This window comes from Phytomonospora endophytica, assembly GCF_014202425.1.
Lineage (GTDB): Bacteria > Actinomycetota > Actinomycetes > Mycobacteriales > Micromonosporaceae > Phytomonospora > Phytomonospora endophytica.
This window is the reverse complement of the sequence record NZ_JACHGT010000012.1, coordinates 37552-56857: the sequence shown is the minus strand read 5'-3', so window position 1 is coordinate 56857 and position 19306 is coordinate 37552. Positions and strand designations below refer to the sequence as shown.

Below are 19306 nucleotides of genomic sequence, written 5' to 3'. Positions count from 1 at the left end.
ACGCTTCCTCGTTCACCCATACGACGTCGTGGCGCCGGCGAATGTGACGTGCGGGCGGTCACAGCCCCCAGACCAGGCCGTACTGGGCGGCGATTCCGAGGAACACCCCCGCCGCGAGCGCGATCGCGGTGAAGTGGACGCGACCGGCGCGGCTCCACCAGCGTCGTGCCCACGCGACGACCGCGAAGACGGCGACGGCGGCGGCCGCGGGAACGGCCAGGGCCAGGGGCAGGTTCTGCGCCCACGAACCGAACTCCAGGACGGTCGGGTCGGCGGTCACACCGACCAGGAAGACGACGTAGGCGACACCCGTCGCGGCGACGGCGCCCGCGAGGATCCGCGCGATCAGGGCGGCCCGCGACCTCTCGCCGGTGGATCGCCGCCGCAGCCGTCGAACCAGCGCCACCACCGGCCAGACGACCACGGTGGACAGCACGAGCAGCGCACCGGCGGCGATGGGGAGGCGGACCGCGGGCGAGGCGTGCGCCGGCACCAGCAGGTAGGCCTGGGACGGGTTGCTCTCGAAGATCAGGCCGACGACCTCGCCGTCGCGTTCGATGAACCCGAGGCGGTCGCGTCCTTCGGTGGAGGCGTAAACGCCGTCGCCGACGGGGATCCAGCGATGCTCGGGCTGGGCGGGCTGCGCGGTCGTGACCGTGCCGTCGGCCGCCGTGGTGACCGTGACGCGGTCGAAGGCCAGCTGGAGGAGTTTCATCGGCTCACCCTCGACGTGCCGCGAGGTCAGGTAATCGCCCGAGGGCGGTGCCGTCACAGAACCCTTGACGGGGACGGGATCGGGCCGCGTGTCGGTGACCAGCGCGAGGAACTCCTCGACGATCAGCGCCCGGATGTGGCTGCGGTACTCGGGCGGGGAACCGTCGCCGTTGGCGACGACGTAGATCCCGAGGTCGCGGCCGGGGACCAGGGCGAACTGCGCGTGCGCACCGCCGTCGCCGCCGTAGCTCGTGACGATCCCCGGACCGACGCGGTCCAGTTGCCAGGTGCCGTAACCGGCGCCGTCGAGCAGCGGATGGCTCCCGGCCTGCCGCGCCAGCATCATGTCCACACTGGACGGCTGGAGGACACGTACGCCCTCGTACTCGCCGCCGCCGAGCAGCATCCGCAGGAAGCGGCCCATGTCGGCGGCCGACGCGTGCCCCGTCGAGCCCTCCGGCCCGCCCTGAGGATGGTGGAGCGGCATGAGAACGCTCGGGTCGGAACCGTAGTAGAGCGACACGGGAAAGCGCTCGGCGGCCAGCGACGGCTGCACGAAACCGCTGTGCCGCATACCGAGCGGACCGAAGAGCCGTTCATCCATATAGGACGCGAAGGGTCGCCCGGAGACCCGCTCGACGATGTACCCGGCCAGCTGGAGGCCGTAGTTGGAGTAGCTGACGTACTCGCCGGGCGGGTAGACGCGGTCGGGCTGGAACGCCGGGAGGAAGTCCTTCAGCGGCAGCACATCGGTGAGATCGGTGGTCAGGTCACCGCGCCAGAGGTCGGCGAAACCCGCCGTGTGGGTGAGCAGGTGGTGGAGCGTCACCGGCCGCCCCGGATAGGCGTCGGCGATGCGGAAGTCCCCGGGCAGATAGGTGTTGACGTCGGCGTGCAGATCCAGCGCGCCCGCCTCGACCTGCTGGAGGACCGCCACGGCCGTGAAGGTCTTGGCGATCGACGCCGTCCGGAACGCGGTCTCCTCGGCGACGACCGGCAGGCCTGCGGCGACGTCGGCGAAACCGTAGTCGCCGGTGAAGAGCTCCCCGCTCCCGTCGACGACGGTGACCGCGAGCCCCGGCACCTTCTGCGCCGCCATCAACTCCGGGACCCGCCGGTCGAAGAAGTCCCGCAGTACCAGTGGATCCGGCGTCTCCGCCGCCGCCGGTCCGCCCGTCCCCGCGACGATCCCCGCCGCCATCACCAGCGCGGCCCCCATCAGGCCCGCCACCCTCACCAACCGTGACATCTCGATCCTCTACGTCGCTGGAACACTGCTCCCTCGACGCTATGGATCACGACGCCCCCGGTCAGTGGGGCGAGCCCACGAAAACGGGGTATGGAAATCCATACCCCGCGACGAAAGCCCTGGTGGGGACCACATGCGGCACAGGACCCGGCCGCGCGGCCGGGTCCTGTGCCGAGAGGTCAGCGCGTGATCGCGACCTCGGCGCCGCGCTCGGCGGACTCGTAGATCGCCGTCAGGATCCGGGCCATCTCCAGCCCCTGCTCGGCGGTCGCGTCGGCTGGGATCTCGCCCCGGCAGATGCGCAGGAAGTGATCGATCTGGTTGGCGAAACCGACCTTGAAGTCGAAGCCCAGCGAGTCGATCTGCGGCTGGACGTGCAGCAGCGTGTCGTGCCGCTCGGTGACCATGAGCAGCTCGGGCTCGATCTCCGCGCCGCCCTTGTCGCCGTGGATGCGGACACCGATCTCGTTGCGGCCGTGCAGCGAGAAGGACGTGTCCACGTTGAGGACCGCGCCGTTCTCGAAGCGGATCTGCGCGGTGGCGTAGTCCTCCACCGTGTTCGGCCGCGCCGCCGACTGGGCCCGGTACCGGCTCAGGTTCTGGATGTTGTCGCGCGCACCAAGCGGCGAGAACGTCGCACCCGACGCCGACACCGCCTTCGGCATCCCCATCAGGTACCAGCACAGGTCGATGATGTGGACGCCCAGGTCGATCAGCGGCCCGCCGCCGGACAGCTCCACGTCGCCGAACCAGCCGCCCGGGTTGCCCGCCGCACGCAGCAGCGTGGCGCGCGCGGCGTACACGTCGCCGAACTCGCCCGCGTCGAGGAAGCGCTTGGCCACCAGGGCGTTCGGCGCGAACCGCCGGACGTATCCGACCTGCAAGGCCTTCCCGGTCTCCTCGACCGCGCGGACGAGCCGCTCGGCCTCCGCGACGGTCACCGTCATCGGCTTCTCGACCAGGACGTCCTTGCCCGCCCGCAGCGCCGCCTCCGCGATCGGGGCGTGCAGCGTGTTCGGCACGCAGACGCTCACCGCGTCGACGTCCGGGTCGGAAAGGAGCTCGGCGACGTCACCGGTCACCTTCGGCACGGCGAACTGTTCGGCCCGCGCCTTCGCGCGCTCCACGTCCACGTCGCACACGGCGACGAGGTCGGCCAGCGGGTTCTTCTGGTAGGCGCCCAGGTGCTCGACGGCGATGGCCCCGAGCCCGATCACCCCGATCCGCGTCGTCATCAGGCCACGCCTTCCGTCAGTCGGAGAATGTTCGCGAGGGAACGCTCGATGGCCGCCAAAGGTTCCTCCATGCCCTCGAACTCAAGGCTCAGCGGCACATCCGGCTTCGTCGCGGCAAGCGCCAGCAGACCCGGCAGATCGACGTCGCCGTGACCCGAGACGGTCCCGAGCAGGTAGTCGCCGGCGAGCGTCTTGAGCCAGCCGTCCCCGGCGGAACGGCGGATGTGGAAGTCCTTCACGCCGATGGAGGCCGCCACGTCGATCAGGTCGGCGGCGGTCTTGCCCGGCACCTCGCCGACGCACAGGCCGTTGCCCAGGTCCAGCGTGACACGGAAGTTGGGGCGGTCGACGGCGTGCACGAGCCGCGCGACCCGCTCGCCGCCGTTCATGAAGAAGCCGTGGTTCTCGATCGTCGACACGATGCCCAGACCGGCGGCGTGATCGGCGACCGCCCGGCAGCCCTCGACGACCTTCTCGAAGGTCGACTCGAACTCGCCCGGGCCCTCCTCACGCCACGCCCACGGCGCGACGTCGTGCCGGAAAATGCGCGCCCCGAACAGGTGCGCCACGTCCAACTGCCGGCGAAGACGGTCGATCTCCTGGCCGTCGGCGGTCCGCAGATCGCCACTGACCAGGTAGTTCACGATCGGGACACCGACCGACTCGGCGTGCTTGGCGGCGTCGCGCACGACGCCCTCGTTCTCGACGTAGTACTCGCCGTCCATCGCCGCGACCTCGATGTGCCCGGCCGATGAGGCCGCGACCCAGTCCAGGATCCCGATCAGGTCCATCTCGCCGCTCGCCATGAGCTGGCGGAAACAGTACGAACTGACTCCGAGCTTCACTTGGTGGTCCTCTCCACAGGGTGGGTGATGCGGTGCCACGGGCTGGGGTAGCCGTGGACGCCGTAAATTCCGGGGCCGCAACGGTCGAACGCGTTGCCGACCGCGCCGAGCACGACCGCCTCGCGGCCCAGCGCCGACGCGACGAAGGGCGGGCGTTCCGGGAAGATCAGCTCCTTCTCGACCGCCGCCGCGAGCGGGCGCAGCAGGGCGCCGCTGTCCTCGGCCGCGCCACCGCGCACGACGACGACCTCGGGGTCGACGGTCAGCAGCACCGTCGCGATCCGCGCGGCGATCTGGGCGCAGAAGTCGTCGAGTTCGGCCTGCGCGTCGGCGTCGCCCGCGGCGGCCGCGCTCAGCACCTCCGCGCTCGTCGGCCGCGACCAGACCAGCTGCCCGCGCTGCGCGTCGCGCGTCCAGCGCATGCCGCGCTGCGCGCCGAGCTCGCCGGCGAGCCGGTGGCGGCCCTGGCGGATGACGCCGTTGAGGACGATGGAGACCGAGAGGCGATGGCCGATCTGGAGGTAGACGACGTCGGAGTGGCCGCGTCCCGCGCCTCCGCGCTGCTCGGCGAGGGCGGCCAGCTTGATGTCGTTGTCGACGACGATCGGCTGCCCGAGTTCCTTCGCCAGCGACTCCGCGACCGGCAGGCCGACGAGGCCGGGCATGGCGAGACTCGCGCGCAGCCGCCCGTCGGCCTCGACGACGCCGGGCAGCCCGACGCCGACCGCGCGCAGGCGCGAGAGGTCGAGCGAACCGGCCGACGCCGCCGCGTCGAGCGCACGGGGGATGAGCGAGAGGCCGGCGTCCCCGTCGGGGGCCAGTTCGGCGTAGCCGACGCGCCGGCCGGACAGGTCGCAGACGATGGCGCGCGCCCCGCGCGGTCCGAGGTCGACACCGGCGACGAGGCCCGCCTCGCGGGCGAAGCGGAAGGCGCGGGCCGGCCGCCCCGGGCCCGAGGCCGGGGGAGTGGCGGGTTCGACGAGTCCGGCGTCGAGAAGGTCGTCGAGCACGGCATGCACGGTGGGGCGCGACAGGCCGGTGCCTTCGCTGATCACGCCGACCGTGCGGGCCTCGCCGGCGTCGGCCAGCAGGCGCAGGCACGCGACCTTGTTCGCGGCCCGCTCCGCCTGAGCGGCTCCCCGTGCAGTGTCCATGGGACTCCGAAGTCATTATGGAACCGGATTTAATAAAGACCGTAACAGAATGGGATGGCCGAGTAAAGGCATTGCGCGGGGCACCGCGCCGGGACTACAACCAGGCATGCTCCACGGAGAAAACCTCACCCTGCGGCCCCGCACCGAAGCCGATGTCGCCGTCCTGCACGCCGAGATCTACGAAGACCTCACGGTGAGGCCCCTCGCCGACACGCGACCGTGGACACCACGCCTGCCGGGCGACTCACCCTTCGCCGTCCCCACCGGCATCGACGACGCCGTCTTCTTCTCCATCGCCGACGACACCGGCGAACTCGCCGGCGCCTGCGAACTCTGGGGAATCGACGCCCACCAACGCTCCGCGCACATCGGCATCGCCCTGCGCCCCGCCTGGCGAGGACGCGGACTGGCCAGCGACACCGTCGCCGTCCTGTGTCATTACGCCTTCGACACCCGCGGCCTCCACCGCGTCGGCCTGGAGACGCTCACGTCGAACACGCCGATGATCGCCGCCGCGACCCGCAACGGCTTCACGGAGGAAGGCCGCCTCCGCCAAGCCCAATGGGCCCACGGCACCTGGCACGACAGGGTCTTGTTCGGGCTGCTGCGAGGGGAGTGGGGAGCGGTGGGGGCGTAGGGCGCCGGTGTTCTCCGTGGCGGTCGACCGTCGCGAGGTTCCATGGTGCGTCGTCTGCCCGATATGCCGGCGGCCACCCTCGGGCTGCCTCTGGCAGGGCTTCGCCGCTGGCGGGGCAGGCCCTCCCGCAAGGCTCCCCCGTGGCCCGGTGCATAAGGTCAAGTGACCTTCACGAGACTCGGGCGGGCAGGGCATGGAGCACGGCACTCGCGAGCAGCTGCTCGACCACCTCGCCGCAGCAGTCGCGTCGGTCGCCGTCGCGCATCCGGTGCGGGTCGCCGTCGACGGGGCGCCCGCCGCTGGGAAGACGACTCTCGCCGATGAGCTGGCCGTCGTCCTGCGCGAGCGGGGGCGCGAGGTCGTTCGCGCGGGGATCGACGACTTCCTGTTTCCCCGGGCGCGGCGCTATCCGCGTGGGGAGTACTCGGCCGAGGGCTGCTACTTCGACGCCCATGACCACCACGCGCTGAACCGCGTGCTGCTCGACCCGCTCGGGCCCGGGGGCGATCGGCGCTTCCAGGCCGCGGTCTACGACCACGCCGCCGACACTGTCTTCTCCCCGCCGCTCGCGACCACTTCGGCCGGGGCCGTGCTGGTCTTCGACGGGGTCTTTCTCATGCGTCCGGAGCTGCTCGGTCGATGGGACTTGCGCGTCGTGGTGTCGACGGCGCTCGACACGACGGTGGAGCGGGCGTTGACGCGCGAACGGTCGGTGTCTTCTCGGGCCGACATCGAGCGGCGCTGGCGGGAGCGCTACATCCCCGCCCAGCAGCTCTACCAGGCCAGGGACCGCCCGATGGATCGCGCCCACGTCGTCGTCCACAACGACGAGCCGCGGCGGCCGCGCTGGGAAACCCGGGCACGCTGACGGGGCGCGGCACGATGGGGTCCGGAGCAGACCCCAGCGGTGCCGTTAGCCCTTACTTCACCTGCGAAAGGGCGGCTTCACCGATCTTGGCGCACTCCCGCCATGCTCGTCCCCAACCCGGTTACGGCGGAACACCCCGGGTACTCCGAAGTGGTCGCGGCGCCGCTCAAGGCCGCCGCCGGAACACAGTGGGGGACACGGAAGTGACAGTGACAAGCATGAGGAAGCGTTCGGGCCGCTTGGCGGTCGTCGTGCTCGGCGCCGGTCTGGCGATCCTGGTCGGGGCGGGCAGTGCCGCGGCCGGTGTCACCGGGGTCGAGCACGAGGTCAAGGGGATGCTCACACTGAGCACGGACCAGCAGGACGGGACGGCCGAGGACGCCGGGGGTGTCCCTCTCGTCGGCGGGCTTATCAGCTCTATGCCCTTCGGGTCGCCGCAGCGTTCCACCGAGGCGAACGTGCCGATCACCGGGCTGTCCCTGTCGGGCGAGTCCGAGACCTTCGGGACGGTCACCCTCGAACTCGTCGGGGAGGCCGCCGCGTCCCTGGACGCCGGTGTCGGCGTTCCGCCCGCGCTGACGGGCAACCTGGAGCTCACCGTGAAGATCACGGTCGAGAAGCCCACCCCGGGACTGGAGGCCGAACAGGAGTACACCGGCGTCCTCAAGGCCGAGGGCATCACGAGCCTCGACGACTTCCTCGGACAGCCCTGGGAAGGCGCGCTGAACCCCGTCACCGACAATGGCGGCGCTTCTGGGCCGGGCGAAGCGGGGACCATGTTCTGCATCGTCGAGATGGCCGCGATGGGGCTCTGCAAGGCGGGTACTTCCGCCTGACTCCAGGAGACGCGCGCCGTCGGCTCTCGCGACGTGCCCCGGCCGGGCGCGGCGAGAGCCGACGGCGCGTCGATCGCCGAACATGGACGGATTGTGGACGCGCGCTGTCCACGCGAGCCGGATACGTCGTGATCCTAAGCGCGAACCATGCCTCTGAACTGGCGAAACACTGGTGCCCCCGGCAGGAATCGAACCTGCGACACACGGTTTAGGAAACCGATGCTCTATCCCCTGAGCTACGAGGGCGCGCGGACAGTCTAGCCGTCCCCGTCGGCCGCCGCGTCGGTCAACCCCCGGGCCGCGGCCAGAGGTCGCGGACGCGGACGGACAGGCAGGTCACGCAGCCTTCGAGCTTCTCGTATTCGCCGATGTCGACGACGACGGGCGTGTAGCCGAGGTCGGCGATCAGGTCGGCCGTGCGCGGGGCGGAGGCCGCGATGAGGAGGCGCCCCTGACCGAGGTCGACGACGTGGCCGCCGCTCTCTTCGGGGACGGCGAGGAAGCTCGGGTACATCCCCGCGTCGTCCACGACGTCGGGGTACCCGATGACGGTCCCGCAGGGCAGGGCCGTCACCGCCGACTTCAAGTGCAGCACCTTCGCGACGGGCACCGCCACGACCGTCGCCCCCAGCGGCGTCAGCGCGGCGCGGAGGGCGGCGACGCCTGCGGCGTTGGTCCGGCCGCCGCGTCCGACGTAGACCGTGTCGCCGACCTTGAGCACGTCGCCGCCGTCGAGGGTGGCGGGGGCGCGCAGTTCCACGACGGGGCAGCCGAGGTCCTCGACGACCTCGCGCACGGCCGCGGTCTCGCCGCGACGGGCCTGCGCGCCGGGCCGGGTGACCACGGCGACGTTGCGGTACATGACCACGGCGTCCTCGACGAACACCGCGTCGGGGCAGTCGTCGGCGGGCGGCACCTCGCGCACCTGCCAGCCGTGCCCCTCGAAGGCCGCGACGTAGGCGTCCCACTGCTCCATCGCGCGCGGGAGCGACACCGGCGTGCGCTCGATGTGCGTGACGAGGCCGTCGGCCAGCCGGGGGCCGGGCCTGCGGACGAGTGCGAGCATCGAAACTCCTCACTGCTTGGTGCGGCGCCCGAGTCTGTGGTAAACCTCTGCGCACAGATTGGGAGGCGGCACATGGACGCAGACGTCATTGTGGTCGGGGCGGGGCTGGCGGGGCTCGTCGCCACCGCGGAGCTGGCCGACGCCGGCCGGAAGGTGATCCTCCTCGACCAGGAGCCGGAGGCCTCCCTCGGGGGCCAGGCGCACTGGTCCTTCGGCGGGCTCTTCCTCGTCGACACTCCGGAGCAGCGCCGCATGGGCGTCCGCGACTCCCACGAACTCGCCTGGCAGGACTGGCTGGGCAGCGCCGGTTTCGACCGCGACGAGGACGCCTGGCCGCGCAGGTGGGCCGAGGCCTACGTCGACTTCGCCGCCGGTGAGAAGCGCCCCTGGCTGCACGCCCAGGGCGTCCGCTTCTTCCCCGTCGTCGGCTGGGCCGAACGCGGCGGCTATCTCGCCGACGGCCACGGCAACTCCGTCCCGCGCTTCCACGTCACGTGGGGCACCGGCCCGGGCGTCGTCGCGCCCTTCGAGCGCCGGGTACGCGAGGCCGTCGCGAAAGGCCTGGTCACGCTGGCGTTCCGGCACCGGGTCGACGAGCTCGTCACGACCGACGGCGCCGTCACCGGCGTGCGCGGCGGCATCCTCGCCGACAGCGCGGTCGCGCGCGGCGAGGCCTCCTCCCGCGACGTCACCGGCTCCTTCGAGCTGAGCGCGCAGGCCGTCGTCGTCACCGCCGGCGGCATCGGCGGCAACCACGAACTCGTCCGCAAGGCCTGGCCCGAGCGTCTCGGCAAGGCCCCCGGGAAGCTCCTGTCGGGCGTCCCCGCGCACGTCGACGGGCGCATGCTCGCCATCAGCGAGCAGGCGGGCGGCCGCATCATCAACCCCGACCGCATGTGGCACTACACCGAGGGCATCGAGAACTGGGCGCCCGTGTGGGACAAGCACGGCATCCGCATCCTCCCCGGCCCGTCGAGCCTGTGGCTGGACGCGACCGGCAAGCGCCTGCCCGTCCCGCTGTTCCCGGGCTTCGACACGCTCGGGACCCTCGAACACATCATGCGCACGGGCCACGAGTACACGTGGTTCGTCCTCACGCAGAAGATCATCGAGAAGGAGTTCGCGCTCTCCGGCTCCGAGCAGAACCCCGACCTGACCGGCAAGAGCGTCAAGCAGGTCCTCAAGCGGGTGTTGCCGGGCGCGCCGGGCCCGGTCGAGGCCTTCAAGCAGAAGGGCGCGGACTTCGTCGTCGCCGACGACCTGACCACGCTCGTGCGCGGCATGAACGCGCTGACGGCCGAGCCGCTGCTCGACGAGGCCGAGGTGCGCCGCCAGATCGAGGCGCGCGACCGGGAGATCGGCAACAAGTTCACCAAGGACCTCCAGGTCACCGCGATCAGGGGCGCGCGCAACTACCGCGGCGACAAGCTCGTCCGGGTCGCCTCCCCGCACCGCCTGCTCGACCCGAAGGCCGGGCCGCTGATCGCCGTGCGCCTCAACATCCTCACCCGCAAGACCCTGGGCGGCCTGGAGACCGACCTCGACGCCCGCGTCCTGCGCGCCGACGGTGAACCGCTGCCGGGCCTGTACGCGGCCGGTGAGGTCGCCGGTTTCGGCGGCGGCGGCATGCACGGCTACCGCTCGCTGGAGGGCACGTTCCTCGGCGGCTGCATCTTCTCCGGCCGTCAGGCCGGGCGCGCGGCGGCGAAGGCGACCGCCTGACGCCGGTTCGGGCAAGCGTCCCGCGTCCCGCCTTCCGATGCAGTAGATAGGAGGAAGGCGGGGAACGGGGGCGAGGTGTCCGAAGGGCATGGCGGGCGACGACGGCTGCGTGTGGCCGCCGTCCTGCTCGCGGGTCTCGTCGGCTACTACGTCCTCCCCGTCGACACCTCCGACGCGGCCTTCGTGCCGCGCGGCATCGTGTGCGCCCTGGCCGTCGCGGGCCTGGCGTGGCTGTTCTCCCGGCAGATCCGGGCGCAGGCGCGCGCCGTCGACGACAGCGGCGTCCGTCTGGAGTCGCTGTTCTATCTGCTCGCCCTGACGGTGTTCGTCTTCGCCCTCGCCTACTACTTCCTCGCCGAGGCGCGACCCGGCGAGTTCGCCGGCCTGGCCACGCGCACCGACGCGCTCTACTTCACCGTGACGACGATGGTGACCGTCGGCTTCGGCGACGTGTACGCGCAAGGCCAGCTGGCACGCGGCCTGGTGACCGCTCACATGGTGTTCGACGTCGTTTTCGTGAGCGCGTTCGTGTCGATCCTGACCGCCCGTGTCCGGCGCGCGGCCGAGCGCCGCCGAAAGGATCACCGCGCCTGAGAGCCCGGTCTCAGGCGGAACGCGCACGGCCGAGGATCATGAAGGCTCCCACCCTTCGGACGCCTCCGCCGACGGGCGCGTCGCGCTGGCCGGTGCCCGGCCGGGCGCTCACCGGTCGCGGAATGCCTGTGTTCCAACAGGTCCGGACCACCGTGCCGGGGCCCCGGGCGGTAGGGCGGCCGCCGGGACGCGAACGGCGTCACGTTCCGGAAACCGTCCCGACGTCGTTATTAAAGAGTGTTTACGCGCAATGGCCTTGCGCGCAAAGTCGCCGCGCGAAACGAGCGCTATGCCGGACCCCTCCGATCCGTCCCCCCGCAGGGCGCAAAAGGCCTGCCGAGCACGCTAGATTCCTTATCCGGACAGCAAAGCGGACTAACTATCCGCAGTGGACGCGTCGTCACTCTCTGTTGACGATCATGTACTGAGTTGGAAGATAACGATTCGATACCGCCTCTGGCGCGCAATATCGCGCAGGCGTTACGCTCCAACGCACATCGCGCCGGAGTGAGCCCGCTCACTCCGTACCGGATCACAGTCGATCTTGGGGAGGAGCTGGGTGGCAACCGTCAGCCCTTCCGTCACCACCGCGAAAGCGGACGGGGACGGCCGGTCTATCCTCCGTCGGATCTGGCGCAGCTACGTGCTCCGCCGGATCCTGCGGGCAATATTCATCGTGTGGATCGTGGCCACGGGCGTCTTCTTCCTCGTGCGCCTGTTGCCGGGTAACCCGGTCGACGTCTACATCAACGACCAGATCGGCAAGTACGGGATGACGTACGACGCCGCCGCCGCACAGGCCGCAGCGTTGTTCTCCTTCGATCCCGGAACACCGCTGTGGGAGCAGTACCTCGACTACCTCGGGGGAATCCTCCAAGGCGACTTCGGCATGTCGATCCTCTCGCCGGGGACCTCGGTCACCGACAAGATCGCCTCGCACCTGCCGTGGACGCTGTTCAGTGTCGGCATCGCGCTGATCATCTCGGTCAGCCTCGGTCTGCTCATGGGCATGGCCATGGCCTACCGGCGCGGCGGGATCCTCGACCACACGATCTCCACGATCGGGTCGACCCTGCACGCCATCCCCAACTACCTGCTCGCGCTGATGATCGTCGTGTTCGGCGCCGTGCAGATGGGGATCATCAACTACGGCCAGATCCGCGGGAAACTGTCCCCGGGCATCGAACCGGAGTTCTCCCTGCGCTTCCTGCAGGACGCCTTCTATCACGCGAGCCTGCCGATCCTGACCTACGTGCTCACCACGGTCGGGACCTGGGCACTGGTGATGAAGTCGTCGACGACGCAGATCCTGGGCGAGGACTACGTCATGGTCGCCCGAGCGCGCGGCCTGACCGACGGGCGCATCCGCACCTCCTATGTCGGCCGCAACGCCGTCCTGCCGCTCGTCGCGCAGATCGCCACCCAGGCCGGCTTCGTCGTCGGCGGCGCGATCTTCGTGGAGAAGGTCTTCCGCTACGAGGGCATCGGCATCACGCTCTTCGACTCGGTGCAGGCCCGTGACTATCCGGTCATCCAGGGCGTGCTGCTCATCGTGACGATCACCGTCGTGACCGCGAACCTGTTGTCCGACCTGGCCTACAGCGTGCTCGACCCGCGGATCCGCACCGAGGAAAAGGAGGCCTGAGGTGGCACAAGTCTCCGCCGCCCCGACCGTCGAGGCCGGCAACAGGGGCGCCCTCCGCGGCTTCTTCCGCGAGCTGACCCGCAGCAAGACCGGCTTCGCCGGGTTCATCATCGTCACGCTGATCGTCGGCATGTCGGCCCTGGCGCCGATCTTCATCGACAGCAAGATGCCGACCGACCTCGACGCGATCTGGGGACCCCCGCGCGCCGGGCACTGGCTCGGCACCGACATGGCCGGCAAGGACACCCTCAAGCAGATTGTCCTGGGTGGACAGACGGTCGTCTTCGTCGGCTTCCTCGCCGCGGCGATCACCACCGTCATCGCCGTGGTCGTCGGCTCCCTCGCCGCCTACATCCGCGGCCGCTTCGACAGCTTCATGCTGCAGCTGACCGACATCGTCATGACGGTCCCGCAGATCGTCCTGCTGGCCGTGCTGGGCGCCTTCTTCAGCCTCGACAGCCCGATCTACCTCGCGCTGATCATCGGCTGCCTGACCTGGCCGGTCCTGATGCGCTCGATCCGCGCGCAGGCCCTGTCGCTCAAGGAGCGCGAGTTCGTCGAGGCCGCCAAACTCCTCGACCTCGGCACCACCCGCGTGGTGTTCGGCGAGATCGTGCCGAACATGGCCAGCTACATCCTCATCAACTTCATCATCGCCGTCACCAACGCGATCTACGCCCTCGTCGGCCTCTACGTCCTCGGCCTCGCGCCGCTGGCGGGCGCCAACTGGGGAATCATGATCAACAACGCCTGGATCGGCGGCGCGATGTTCCTCCCCGCGGCGATGCCGTACATCCTCGCGCCCATCGCGATGATCGCCCTCCTCCAGCTCGGCCTGATCATGCTGACCCGCTCGCTGGAGGAGATCCTCAATCCGCGGTTGCGGGACAAGTAGAGAAGGGTGTGACCGTTGCCGACCACTGATCCGCCGAAGACCGACGGCCCGATCCTGTCCGTCCGTGACCTGCACGTGGCCTACAAGACCGGCGACGGCAAGACCGTCGAGGCGGTCCGCGGCGTCGACTTCGACCTCTACCCCAACCAGTCCCTCGCCCTGGTCGGGGAATCGGGTTGCGGCAAGACGACCCTGGGCCTCGGCCTGTTGCGGCTGCTGCCGAAGCTGGGCAGCGTCCCGAAGGGCAGCATCACCTTCAACGGCCGCGACGGGTCCAGTGTGGACGTTCTCGCCCTGCGCAAGCAGGAGCTGCGCAAGTGGCGCTGGCGCGACGCGGCCATGGTGTTCCAGGGCGCGATGAACTCCTTCAACCCGGTGCTGCGGATCATCGACCAGATGGGCGACACCATCCGCGCCCACCCCGACGGCGGGCGCAAGCCCTCCAAGAAGGAGATCTGGGAGCGCAGCGCCGAACTGCTGCGATCGGTTCGCCTCGAACCCAACCGGGTCCTGCCGAGCTACCCGCACGAACTGTCCGGCGGGATGCGGCAGCGCGTGCTCATCGCGATGAGCCTGCTGCTCGACCCGAAGCTGCTGATCCTCGACGAGCCGACCACGGCGCTGGACATCCTCACCCAGCGCGCGATCGTCGACGTGCTGCACGAGCTGCGGGCCGAACGCAAGTTCGCCATGGTCTTCATCTCGCACGACCTGGCGATCGCCGCCGAGCTCGCCGACCGCGTGGCCACCATGTACGCCGGAAAGATCATCGAGGCCGGCACCGCGCGCGACATCTTCTACGGGCCGCGGCATCCCTACACGGTCGGCCTGATCAAGGCCGTGCCGCCGGTCGTCGGCGACCTGCCGGAACTGGCCTCGATCCCCGGTGCGCCACCGAGTCTGTCGAACCTGCCGAGCGGCTGCTCCTTCGCGCCGCGCTGCGAGTTCGCCGAGGACCGTTGCACCGAACGGGATCCCGAGCTGGACGCGATCACCGAGCGGTCGGCCGGGACCACCCACGCGGCGGCCTGCCTCCGCTGGGAGGACGTCACTTACGAGCGCAAGGTGGTGGAGCGTGTCTGAGATCGAAATGACCGACACCGTGGTGCACGAGGACCCGGAGCCGGGCAAGGACCGTCCCGCGCCCCTGATCACCCTGCGCGGCGTCTCGCAGACCTTCAAGTCCAAGAAGGGCTCCCTGAAGGCCGTCGACGACGTCGACCTGTCCGTCGGGCCCGGCGAGGTGCTGTGCCTCGTCGGCGAGTCCGGTTGCGGGAAGACCACCACCGCCCGCATGGCCGCCGGTCTGGCACGTCCCAGCGGCGGCACGGTCGAGTACGAGGGCCGCGACATCTGGTCGATGTCGAAGCAGGAGTTCGCGGCCTACCGCAAGTCCGTCCAATATGTACACCAGGACCCCTACGCGTCGCTCAACCCGATCCGCGACATCCATCGCACCCTCGTCACACCGCTGCGCAAGCACGGTATGGCGAAGGGCCGCAAAGACGGCTGGGACCAGTCCGCCAAGCTCCTTGAGCAGGTGGACCTGACTCCCGCCGAGTCCTACCTGCCCAAGTTCCCGCACCAGCTGTCCGGTGGCCAGCGCCAGCGGGTGGCGGTGGCGCGGGCGCTGTCCCTGAATCCCAAACTGATCATCGCCGACGAGTCGACGTCCATGCTGGACGTGTCGATCCGCATCGGGATGCTCAACATGCTCGGCAAACTCCGCGACGACCTGGGCGTGGGCTTCCTGTTCATCACCCACGACCTGGCGATCGCGAAGTACTTCGGCTGGCACGGCCGGATCGCCGTCATGTACCTGGGCCGCGTCGTCGAGTTCGGTCCCACACCGCAGGTCATCAACGACCCCCAGCATCCGTACACCAAAGCCCTGCTGGACGCGGTTCCGGAACCCGATCCCGACCTGACCCGGACCAAGAAGGCCGGCGGCGGACTGCGCAGCTCGGAGATTCCGAGCCTCGCCGACCTGCCGACCGGCTGCTCCTTCCACCCCCGGTGCCCGCTTCACGAAGCCGACACCTGCGATGTGCTGCGGCCCGAACTGGAAGCCGTCAGCGCCGACCGCAAGGTCTCCTGCCACGTGGTCGGACGTGCCTCACCCCTGCACGTGCCCGCTCCCCGGACCGGTGGGAACGGCGAGTGACCTCGCTGTTCGCCCGGGCGGTGATCAATCTGGCGGCCTTCCTCGTCGCCGGTTCCCTGCTGATGCTCCTGCTCGTCCAAGCGGGTACGGCCGAGCAGGTGATCACGTTCGTCACGCTCGGACTCGGGCTCGTGCTCGGCACGATCGCGATCGTTCTAATCCGTCGCAACAGACGGCAAACGCCTCACAAGGAGGACCAGTGACCACCCAAGATTTCGACCTGTCGCGACGGCGGTTGTTTCAGCTGGCGGGCGTCGGCGCCGTCGGCGCGGCCGGTGTCTCGGCGCTCGCCGCCTGCTCGCCCGCCGAGCCCGAGGGCGGCGGCAGCGGCAACGGTGAGTTCCACGGCGCGTGGCCCTTCAAGGTCTCGCCCGAGGGCCACTTCAACAACGCCGGAACGCCCTTCGCCGGTGTGCCCGTCCGGATCCTCACCGACGGCCCGTACGGTGACCTGCTCGCGCTTCCCTCGGCCTACTACTACTGGACCGAGAAGAAGTGGGAGTACCTCCTCGCCGAGTCGCACAGCTCGGACGCGGCGGCCAACACCTACACGGTGAAGATCCGCTCCGGGCTGAAGTGGAGCGACGGCACGGAGATCAGCTCCGCGGACTACCTGACGACCTTCCACGTGCAGTGGATCCAGCGCTCGCCGCTGTGGAACTTCGTGGAGAAGATCGAGGCGCCCGACGCCAACACCTTCACCATCACGATGAACAAGCCGTCCACGGTCGTCGAGCGGTACCTGCTGCGCAGCAACATCGTGTCGACCGCGGTCTTCGGTGAGTGGGCCGACAAGGCCAAGGCGCTCATCGACGGCAAGAAGACGATGGACGACCCCGACGGCGTCGAGCTGGGCAAGTCGTTCCAGGAGTTCCGTCCCGAGAAGTACACCGTCTCCGGGCCGTACGACATCGACTACGGCACGATCTCGGACTCCCAGATCACGCTCGTCAAGAACCCCAACGGGTTCGGTGCCGACAAGGTCAAGTTCGACAAGGTCGTCCTGTACAACGGTGAGACCCCCGACATCACGCCGCTCGTGTCCGACGGCACCGTCGACTACGCCACCCACGGCTTCCCCGTCGCGTCGGAGGCGGCGTTCAAGGCGGCCGGCTACCGGATCATCCGCCCGCCGAACTACTCGGGCCCGGCGCTGCTGTTCAACCTGGACAAGTTCCCGGAGTTCAAGGACGTCAAGGTCCGCCGCGCCTTCGCGCACGCCATCGACCGCGCCATGAACGGCAAGGTCGCGCTCGGTGACTCGGGCAAGGGCGTGGAGTTCATGGCCGGCATGTCCGACGGCAGCCTCGACCAGTGGCTGACCCCGGAGGACAAGGGCAAGCTGAACAAGTACGCCTTCGACACCACCCAGGCCACCACCCTCCTCACGGAGGCGGGCTGGACGAAGGACGGCGACACCTGGAAGACGAAGGAAGGCAAGGCGGCCGAGTACGAGATCCAGTTCCCCTCGGAGTTCGCCGACTGGTCGGCGGCCGGGACGAACGCGGCCGAGCAGCTGTCCACCTTCGGCATCAAGGTGACCCCGCGCGGTGTGACCTACACGCAGGCGCCGGTCGACATCGACAAGGGCGAGTTCCAGCTGGCCATCCAGCAGTGGGGCGCCTCGGCGCACCCGCACCCGCACTTCTCGTTCGTGGCCGACCTGTTCACGCACAACATCCCGATCGCCAAGAACCAGGGCGGTAAGGGCATGGCTTTCGAGCTGAAGACCAAGTCGGAGATCTACGGCGACGTCGACCTGACCGCGGTCGTCAACGACGCCGGTTCGGGTCTCGACGAGGCCGCGCAGAAGGCCAACGTCACCAAGGCCGCGCTCGTGTTCAACGAGCTGCTGCCGATGGTGCCTCTCTTCGAGCGGCTGGGCAACAACCCGGCCAAGGAGGGCGAGCGGGTCAAGGCCTTCCCGGCCGACACCGACCCGACCGTCCAGAACGCGATGTACGCCGACAACTTCGTCGTGCTGGGTCTTCTAACCGGGAAGATCGAGCCGGCCTAGCGGTCGGTGGCGACACCGCCGCCACGGCGGCGGTGTCGCGCCGGGGCCGTTGCCCGGATGTGGGATAGTCCACATAGGACACTGGTCCGTGAAGCCTGAATGAGGTCAGGCGGCAGAACCCCCGGGGAGACCCGGGGGTTCTGTCGTTGTGGGGGCGTGCTCAGCGCCAGGTGCGTCCACTGTTGACGGCCGCTTTGGCGCGCAGGGCGGTGGAGAGGTCGACGTCGAGTCGGTTGGCGACGGCGGCGAGCATGAGCAGCACGTCGGCGAGTTCCTCGTCGACGCCGCCGATGGCCGATTCCGGGTCGACGGCGAGCCGCTCCCGCCGCCGTACGGCCTTGAACAGCTCGCCGACCTCCTCGGCCAGGAGGAGGCACTGCTCGATGACGCCCTTGCGGTCGAAGCCGCGTTCGGCCTCGAAGGTCTCGACGTGCCGCTGGAGCTCGGCGAGGGTCGTTTCCGGCTGGTTCACAAGACCTCACGGGGATCTGGTCGGGCGTCGGACGATACCGCTCGCCGCGCGATCACGCTGTCCCGTCGCCGATCCTCAGATCCGTGCGCCGCCACCGAGTTCGACCCGCCCGCCGACGGGCCGGGCGGTGATCGTGGCGGGGCTGCCGAGGGAGTCGCCCATGTCGACGGCGACGGCCGTGCCGAGGTGGGCGGCGAGGCAGGCGGTGCTGTTGGCGTTGGCGATGTCCTCGGGGACGCCGATGGAGGGCGCGAACATGCGCGCGGCGGCCCGGCCTTCCACCGGTGGCGAGTACACGTAGCAGCCGAGGAGACCGTTGCGGTCACAGGCATCGCGGAGACGGTCGAGGTCGGGTGTGAGCGCGGCCAGTTCCTCGCGGGACCCGACCGGTACGAGCAGACGCGGTCGGCCGATCGAGGCGACCCGGGCGCCCTGCGTCGCCTCGCCGCCGAGGGCCGCGACCACGTCGAGCTCACCGTCGGCCGGTTCGCGCAGGTCGACGCGTCCGGCGTCGAAGGCCGTCTCGACGTGCTCGCCGCGCCGGATCGCGCGGGCGGCGAACTCGCGGTCGCGGGTCCGCAGAGTGCCGTCGAAGTCACCGAGCCACGCCAGCGCGGCGACGGTGCCGTGTCCGCAGGCCGGGAGCTCGCCTTCGGCGGTGAAGAAGCGCACGGTGCCGTCGTCGGCCACGAACACGGCATGGGAGGCCTTCGCGGTGACCGGGATGCGGCGCCGTTCGGCGTCGGTCATCGGCGTCTCGCGGAGGACCGCGGTCGGGCTGCCGCCGCGGCCGTCGCGCAGGCAGGCGTTGACGATCGTCGGGGTGGCTGTCACGCGCGAACCCTAGCCTTTCGCCACCAGGTCCAGCAGTCCCGGGAAGGCCGACTCGACGTCGTCGGTCCGCAGCGCGTTCATCCGCGCGGTGCCGACGTAGTACTGCCGGATCAGCCCGGCCTCGCGCAGCACCTTGAAGTGGTGCGTCGCCGTGGACTTGCTCACCGTGATGCCGAAGCCACCGCACCTGATGTCCACATCGGACGCGGCCAGCTCGGCGACGATCCTGCGGCGAACGGGGTCGACGAGCGCCTCCAGCACCAGCTGCAGCGGGATCTGCGCGATGTCGGGGTGCGGGGGTGTGCGGCCGTCGTCCATGTGCCTATAGTACGACGGTCATCGAAGTTCGATGGTGGTCG

19 protein-coding genes and 1 tRNA gene are annotated in these 19306 nt (G+C 69.9%); 11 read left to right on the top strand and 9 right to left on the bottom strand.

Annotated elements, in window-relative coordinates:
* Positions 1 to 58 precede the first annotated feature (58 nt).
* The 4 genes from HNR73_RS25490 to HNR73_RS25475 form a co-directional block, all read right to left on the bottom strand.
* Positions 59 to 1963, bottom strand: a complete 1905-nt coding sequence (locus tag HNR73_RS25490) for a serine hydrolase domain-containing protein (RefSeq protein ID WP_184790153.1) — start codon at positions 1961 to 1963, stop codon at positions 59 to 61.
* 179 nt (positions 1964 to 2142) lie between these two features.
* Positions 2143 to 3198 carry a Gfo/Idh/MocA family protein gene (locus HNR73_RS25485; protein ID WP_203686789.1) on the bottom strand — a complete coding sequence of 352 codons (1056 nt, stop codon included), beginning with the start codon at positions 3196 to 3198 and terminating at the stop codon, positions 2143 to 2145.
* Positions 3198 to 4043 carry a sugar phosphate isomerase/epimerase family protein gene (locus HNR73_RS25480; RefSeq protein WP_184790152.1) on the bottom strand — a complete coding sequence of 282 codons (846 nt, stop codon included), beginning with the start codon at positions 4041 to 4043 and terminating at the stop codon, positions 3198 to 3200. Before HNR73_RS25480 ends, HNR73_RS25485 begins: the two co-directional genes overlap by 1 nt.
* Positions 4040 to 5197 carry an ROK family transcriptional regulator gene (locus HNR73_RS25475; RefSeq protein ID WP_184790151.1) on the bottom strand — a complete coding sequence of 386 codons (1158 nt, stop codon included), beginning with the start codon at positions 5195 to 5197 and terminating at the stop codon, positions 4040 to 4042. Before HNR73_RS25475 ends, HNR73_RS25480 begins: the two co-directional genes overlap by 4 nt.
* A gap of 106 nt (positions 5198 to 5303) precedes the next feature.
* Here HNR73_RS25475 and HNR73_RS25470 point away from each other — a divergent pair, with 106 nt between their 5' ends.
* The 3 genes from HNR73_RS25470 (at position 5304) to HNR73_RS25460 (ending at position 7538) form a co-directional block, all read left to right on the top strand.
* Positions 5304 to 5834 (top strand): GNAT family N-acetyltransferase, encoded by a 531-nt coding sequence (locus HNR73_RS25470; RefSeq protein ID WP_184790150.1) that lies wholly within the window; start codon positions 5304 to 5306, stop codon positions 5832 to 5834.
* 193 nt (positions 5835 to 6027) lie between these two features.
* Positions 6028 to 6702, top strand: coding sequence for a nucleoside/nucleotide kinase family protein (locus tag HNR73_RS25465; RefSeq protein ID WP_184790149.1), 675 nt, complete (start codon positions 6028 to 6030; stop codon positions 6700 to 6702).
* A 218-nt stretch (positions 6703 to 6920) separates the two neighbouring features.
* Positions 6921 to 7538 carry a hypothetical protein gene (locus HNR73_RS25460; RefSeq protein ID WP_184790148.1) on the top strand — a complete coding sequence of 206 codons (618 nt, stop codon included), beginning with the start codon at positions 6921 to 6923 and terminating at the stop codon, positions 7536 to 7538.
* Positions 7539 to 7708: 170 nt separating this feature from the next.
* On the opposite strand, the gene HNR73_RS25455 is transcribed toward HNR73_RS25460, so the two are convergent.
* Together HNR73_RS25455 and ddaH are read right to left on the bottom strand one after the other, a co-directional pair.
* Positions 7709 to 7784 (bottom strand) — tRNA-Arg (locus HNR73_RS25455).
* A gap of 40 nt (positions 7785 to 7824) precedes the next feature.
* Positions 7825 to 8604: a dimethylargininase gene (gene ddaH, locus HNR73_RS25450; RefSeq protein WP_184790147.1), complete on the bottom strand. Its 780-nt coding sequence runs from the start codon at positions 8602 to 8604 to the stop codon at positions 7825 to 7827.
* A 72-nt stretch (positions 8605 to 8676) separates the two neighbouring features.
* Here ddaH and HNR73_RS25445 point away from each other — a divergent pair, with 72 nt between their 5' ends.
* The 8 genes from HNR73_RS25445 to HNR73_RS25415 all read left to right on the top strand — a co-directional run bounded on the left by HNR73_RS25445 (position 8677) and on the right by HNR73_RS25415 (position 17641).
* Positions 8677 to 10326, top strand: coding sequence for an FAD-binding dehydrogenase (locus HNR73_RS25445; protein ID WP_184790146.1), 1650 nt, complete (start codon positions 8677 to 8679; stop codon positions 10324 to 10326).
* 75 nt (positions 10327 to 10401) lie between these two features.
* Positions 10402 to 10920 carry a potassium channel family protein gene (locus tag HNR73_RS40880; protein ID WP_184790145.1) on the top strand — a complete coding sequence of 173 codons (519 nt, stop codon included), beginning with the start codon at positions 10402 to 10404 and terminating at the stop codon, positions 10918 to 10920.
* Between the two features lie 559 nt (positions 10921 to 11479).
* Positions 11480 to 12565: an ABC transporter permease gene (locus HNR73_RS40875; RefSeq protein ID WP_184790144.1), complete on the top strand. Its 1086-nt coding sequence runs from the start codon at positions 11480 to 11482 to the stop codon at positions 12563 to 12565.
* A gap of 1 nt (position 12566) precedes the next feature.
* Positions 12567 to 13460: an ABC transporter permease gene (locus HNR73_RS25430; protein WP_203686791.1), complete on the top strand. Its 894-nt coding sequence runs from the start codon at positions 12567 to 12569 to the stop codon at positions 13458 to 13460.
* Positions 13461 to 13475: 15 nt separating this feature from the next.
* Positions 13476 to 14543 (top strand): ABC transporter ATP-binding protein, encoded by a 1068-nt coding sequence (locus tag HNR73_RS25425; RefSeq protein WP_184790143.1) that lies wholly within the window; start codon positions 13476 to 13478, stop codon positions 14541 to 14543.
* Complete coding sequence (locus HNR73_RS25420) at positions 14536 to 15624, top strand: ABC transporter ATP-binding protein (protein WP_203686793.1); 1089 nt, start codon at positions 14536 to 14538, stop codon at positions 15622 to 15624. The genes HNR73_RS25425 and HNR73_RS25420 overlap by 8 nt, the downstream gene beginning before the upstream one ends.
* Positions 15621 to 15827, top strand: coding sequence for an LPXTG cell wall anchor domain-containing protein (locus HNR73_RS39170; protein WP_203686795.1), 207 nt, complete (start codon positions 15621 to 15623; stop codon positions 15825 to 15827). Before HNR73_RS25420 ends, HNR73_RS39170 begins: the two co-directional genes overlap by 4 nt.
* Complete coding sequence (locus tag HNR73_RS25415) at positions 15824 to 17641, top strand: ABC transporter substrate-binding protein (RefSeq protein WP_203686797.1); 1818 nt, start codon at positions 15824 to 15826, stop codon at positions 17639 to 17641. Before HNR73_RS39170 ends, HNR73_RS25415 begins: the two co-directional genes overlap by 4 nt.
* A gap of 160 nt (positions 17642 to 17801) precedes the next feature.
* Here the strand turns inward: HNR73_RS25415 and HNR73_RS25410 are convergent, their stop codons facing one another.
* From HNR73_RS25410 to HNR73_RS25400, 3 genes are all read right to left on the bottom strand, one after another.
* On the bottom strand, positions 17802 to 18113 hold the full coding sequence (locus HNR73_RS25410) for a MazG nucleotide pyrophosphohydrolase domain-containing protein (RefSeq protein WP_184790141.1): 312 nt from the start codon (positions 18111 to 18113) through the stop codon (positions 17802 to 17804).
* A 75-nt stretch (positions 18114 to 18188) separates the two neighbouring features.
* Complete coding sequence (locus tag HNR73_RS25405) at positions 18189 to 18947, bottom strand: PhzF family protein (RefSeq protein WP_239122316.1); 759 nt, start codon at positions 18945 to 18947, stop codon at positions 18189 to 18191.
* 9 nt (positions 18948 to 18956) lie between these two features.
* On the bottom strand, positions 18957 to 19265 hold the full coding sequence (locus tag HNR73_RS25400) for an ArsR/SmtB family transcription factor (protein WP_184790140.1): 309 nt from the start codon (positions 19263 to 19265) through the stop codon (positions 18957 to 18959).
* Positions 19266 to 19306: the final 41 nt, after the last annotated feature.

Excerpts from the sequence above, each read along its gene's own strand:
- HNR73_RS25490 (WP_184790153.1), bottom strand. The coding sequence starts at position 1,963 with ATGTCACGGTTGGTGAGGGTGGCGGGCCTGATGGGGGCCGCGCTGGTG.
- HNR73_RS25485 (WP_203686789.1), bottom strand. The coding sequence starts at position 3,198 with ATGACGACGCGGATCGGGGTGATCGGGCTCGGGGCCATCGCCGTCGAG.
- HNR73_RS25475 (WP_184790151.1), bottom strand. The coding sequence starts at position 5,197 with ATGGACACTGCACGGGGAGCCGCTCAGGCGGAGCGGGCCGCGAACAAG.
- HNR73_RS25470 (WP_184790150.1), top strand. The coding sequence starts at position 5,304 with ATGCTCCACGGAGAAAACCTCACCCTGCGGCCCCGCACCGAAGCCGAT.
- HNR73_RS25465 (WP_184790149.1), top strand. The coding sequence starts at position 6,028 with ATGGAGCACGGCACTCGCGAGCAGCTGCTCGACCACCTCGCCGCAGCA.
- HNR73_RS25460 (WP_184790148.1), top strand. The coding sequence starts at position 6,921 with ATGAGGAAGCGTTCGGGCCGCTTGGCGGTCGTCGTGCTCGGCGCCGGT.
- ddaH (WP_184790147.1), bottom strand. The coding sequence starts at position 8,604 with ATGCTCGCACTCGTCCGCAGGCCCGGCCCCCGGCTGGCCGACGGCCTC.
- HNR73_RS25445 (WP_184790146.1), top strand. The coding sequence starts at position 8,677 with ATGGACGCAGACGTCATTGTGGTCGGGGCGGGGCTGGCGGGGCTCGTC.
- HNR73_RS25400 (WP_184790140.1), bottom strand. The coding sequence starts at position 19,265 with ATGGACGACGGCCGCACACCCCCGCACCCCGACATCGCGCAGATCCCG.